Origin of the sequence: Serratia sp. (in: enterobacteria) (assembly GCF_046715635.1) — a bacterium.
Lineage (GTDB): Bacteria > Pseudomonadota > Gammaproteobacteria > Enterobacterales > Enterobacteriaceae > Chania.
Window position 1 is genome coordinate 1 of sequence record NZ_JBKJYW010000291.1, and the last position, 3,541, is coordinate 3,541.

Annotated in this window: 3 protein-coding genes; all 3 read left to right on the forward strand. The window is 58.5% G+C overall.

From position 1 onward, the window contains the following. Positions 1-2,286: a xanthine dehydrogenase molybdenum-binding subunit XdhA gene (xdhA, locus tag ACLQ7H_RS14390; protein WP_411753253.1), complete on the forward strand. Its 2,286-nt coding sequence runs from the start codon at positions 1-3 to the stop codon at positions 2,284-2,286. Between the two features lie 12 nt (positions 2,287-2,298). Next, positions 2,299-3,180: a xanthine dehydrogenase FAD-binding subunit XdhB gene (gene xdhB / locus ACLQ7H_RS14395; RefSeq protein WP_411753254.1), complete on the forward strand. Its 882-nt coding sequence runs from the start codon at positions 2,299-2,301 to the stop codon at positions 3,178-3,180. Next, positions 3,174-3,541 (forward strand): 2Fe-2S iron-sulfur cluster-binding protein (locus ACLQ7H_RS14400; RefSeq protein WP_411753255.1); only part of this gene is annotated, 368 nt, incomplete at its 3' end. The genes xdhB and ACLQ7H_RS14400, both read left to right, overlap by 7 nt.

Below are 3,541 nucleotides of genomic sequence, written 5' to 3' on the forward strand. Positions count from 1 at the left end.
ATGCCTGTAGGAGCGTCGCTTGAACGCGTCGATGCGCAAGCCAAAGTCACCGGCCGGGCGCGTTATACCGACGATATGACCATGCCCGGTATGCGTCATGCCAAATATGTCCGTAGCCCGATTGCCCATGGTCTGGTTACGCGTATCGACACCAGCAAAGCCCTGCAATTGCCGGGGGTGGAAGCCATATTCACTTATCAGGATGTGCCGCAGCATGGTTTTCCGACGGCCGGCCACGCCTGGTCGCTGGATGCCAATAAGCGTGACGTAGCGGATAAACGGCTGCTGACCCAGCATGTGCGCCATCACGGCGATGGCGTGGCGATCGTGGTCGCCGGTGACGCGTTAACGGCGGAAAAAGCCGCCATGTTGGTCGAGGTGGAATACCAGAAACTGCCGGTGATGACCACCGCAGAGACGGCATTGGCTGCCGATGCGCCACTGTTGCACGGCGGACAAAGCAATCTGCTGAAACAACACCAACTCAGTGGCGGCGATCCCGTTGCGGCACTGGCTGCGTCAGAGGTAGTGATCGAAGGCAGCTACCGCACGCAGGTGGTACAACATTGTCATCTGGAAGGGGTGATCTCCTACGCTTATATGGATGAGATGGATCGCATAGTGATCGTCTCCAGCACCCAAATCCCCCACCTGGTACGTCGCGTAGTGGGCCAGGCGCTGGATCGGCCATGGTCATCCATCCGTGTCATCAAGCCCTATATCGGCGGCGGGTTCGGCAATAAGCAGGACGTACTGGAAGAACCGATGGCCGCGTTCCTGACTTGGAAACTCGGCGGCGTGCCGGTGAAGATCGAGCTGAGCCGCGAAGAGTGCTTTTTGGCATCACGCACCCGCCACTCGTTCGCCATCAGCGGTAAGATGGGCATTAACCGCGACGGCATCCTGCAAACCTATAGCCTGGAGGTACTCTCCAATACCGGGGGGTATGCTTCTCACGGCCATTCCATTGCTTCCGCCGGGGCCAATAAAATCGCCTATTTGTATCCGCGTATCGCCTTCGGTTACCAAGCCACCACCTTTTACTCCAACCTGCCGAACGCCGGAGCCATGCGTGGCTACGGTGCACCACAGGTGACCTTTGCCCTGGAATGCATGATTGACGAAGCCGCCGCCCAACTGGGGATGGATCCGCTGGAACTGCGGCTCAAAAACGTCGCCCGCCTGGGGGATGTCAATCCGCTCAATCACAAGGAGATCAAGAGCGCTGGTATTATCGAGTGCCTGCAAAAAGGCCGGGAACTGTTTGACTGGGATGCCCGCCGAGCCGCCTGCCTGAACCAAAGTGGCCCCATCCGCCGCGGCGTGGGCGTGGCCTGCCTTAGCTATGCGTCTAATACCTATCCAGTTGGCGTCGAGATTGCCAGCGCCCGGTTGTTACTGAACCAGGACGGTACCGTCCATCTGCAAGTCGGCGCGACGGAAATTGGCCAGGGATCGGATACCGTGTTTGCACAAATGGCGGCGCAAACCATCGGCGTCCCCTTCTCTTCCATCTATGTTATCTCCACCCAAGACACCGATATTACCGCCTACGATCCCGGTGCCTTCGCCTCGCGGCAAAGCTATGTCGCAGCCCCAGCCGTCCGCCAGGCCGCTACCGAACTACGTGCCAAGATCCTGACCCATGCAGCCTATATGTGCAGCCAGCCCGAATGGGCACTCGATGTGATCAACGGCGAGGTGGTACTGAAAGAGATGCCGGAAAAAGTGTTGTGCTCTGTGCAAGACGTCTCCATGAGTGCCCACTACGATCAGGAGGTCGGCGGGCAGATTATGGCCGAGGTTTCCTGCAAAACCCGCAGTAATCCGCCCGCCTTTGGCTGCACCTTTGTTGACCTCACCGTCGATATTGAGTTGTGTAAGGTCACCATCAACAAGATCATTAACCTGCATGATTCCGGGCAGATCCTTAACCCACTGCTGGCCGAGGGACAGGTGCATGGCGGCATGGGGATGGGCATCGGCTGGACGCTGTTCGAAGAGATGATCATCGACGAGCAAAGCGGCATCGTGCGCAATAACAATCTGCTGGATTACAAGTTCCCTACCATTCTCGATCTGCCAGAGTTGGACTGTGCGTTTGTCGAAACCTACGAGCCGCAATCCGCCTATGGGCACAAGGCACTGGGTGAGCCGCCGCTGATCTCTCCCGCCCCGGCGATCCGTAACGCCATCTGGATGGCAACCGGCGTGAAGATAGATGAACTACCGCTGACGCCCAAAACGCTGTATCGCTACTTTTCGCAGGCGGGCCTGATCGAGTAACTGGAGAAAACCATGTACGATATTGCACACTATTATCGGGCGACCAGCATAGACGATGCCGTGCGGCAATTAGCCACCGATCCGCAGGCCCGGCTGATTGCTGGCGGTACCGACGTGCTGATCCAGCTCCATCATATGAACGGCAAATACCGCCACCTGGTGGATATTCACGGCCTGAAGGAGCTGAACGGCATCGAGCTGCTGCCGGATGGCACACTGCGCATCGGCAGTGGCACCACCTTTAGCCAGATTATCGATTCGCCGTTAGTGCAACGCCACATCCCGATTCTGGCAGAGGCAGCCGCGACGATCGCCGGGCCACAGGTGCGTAACATGGCCACGCTGGGCGGGAACATCTGCAACGGGGCCACCAGCGCGGATTCCGCCTCACCCTGCGTGGTAATGGAGGCAGAACTGGAAATCGCTACCCCCACAGGGCTGCGCCGCACGCCAATCCAGGGATTCCACACCGGCCCAGGCAAAGTCGCGTTGGGGCAAAATGAGATCGCCGTGGCGTTGCTGTTCAAGCCACTGCACTATCAGCACTTTGGTGCCAGCTATTACAAATACGCCATGCGTGGTGCGATGGATATTGCCACCATCGGCTGCGCTGCGGCCTGCAAAATTGAAAATGGCCGCTTTAGCGCGGTGAAAATCGCCTTTGGCGTAGCGGCCCCAACGCCGATCCGTGCCCCAAATGCCGAGGCCGCAGCTCTGGGTCAGCCATTCAATGCGCAAACGCTCGCCGCCGTGCGTGAGGCGGTCATACGTGACGTGATGCCACGTTCATCCTGGCGCGCCAGCAAAGAGTTCCGCATGCAAATTATCCGTACGCTGGCAGAGCGCGTGCTGGCCCTGGCGGCCCAACGCGCAGGAGGAGAGTTATCATGTTGATCAATTGCACCATCAATGGCCGCCCCTATCAATTCGAGGTCGATCCCCGCCTGTCGCTGATGGAGTTACTGCGCCAGCAAGGGCTTAACAGCGTCAAACAAGGGTGCAGCGTGGGCGAGTGTGGTGCCTGTACCGTATTGATCGACGATGTCGCTACCGATACCTGTATTTACCTGGCACTTTGGGCCGATGGCAAAACCATCCGCACCACCGAGGGCGAGGTAAAACAGGGAAAACTGTCTGCCGTACAGCAGGCTTATGTGAATGTGGGGGCGGTACAGTGTGGATTTTGTACGCCGGGGTTGGTGATGACCAGCACCTCGATGGTGGAGCGTTTTCGCGGCCACCGCCTTACCGAGCA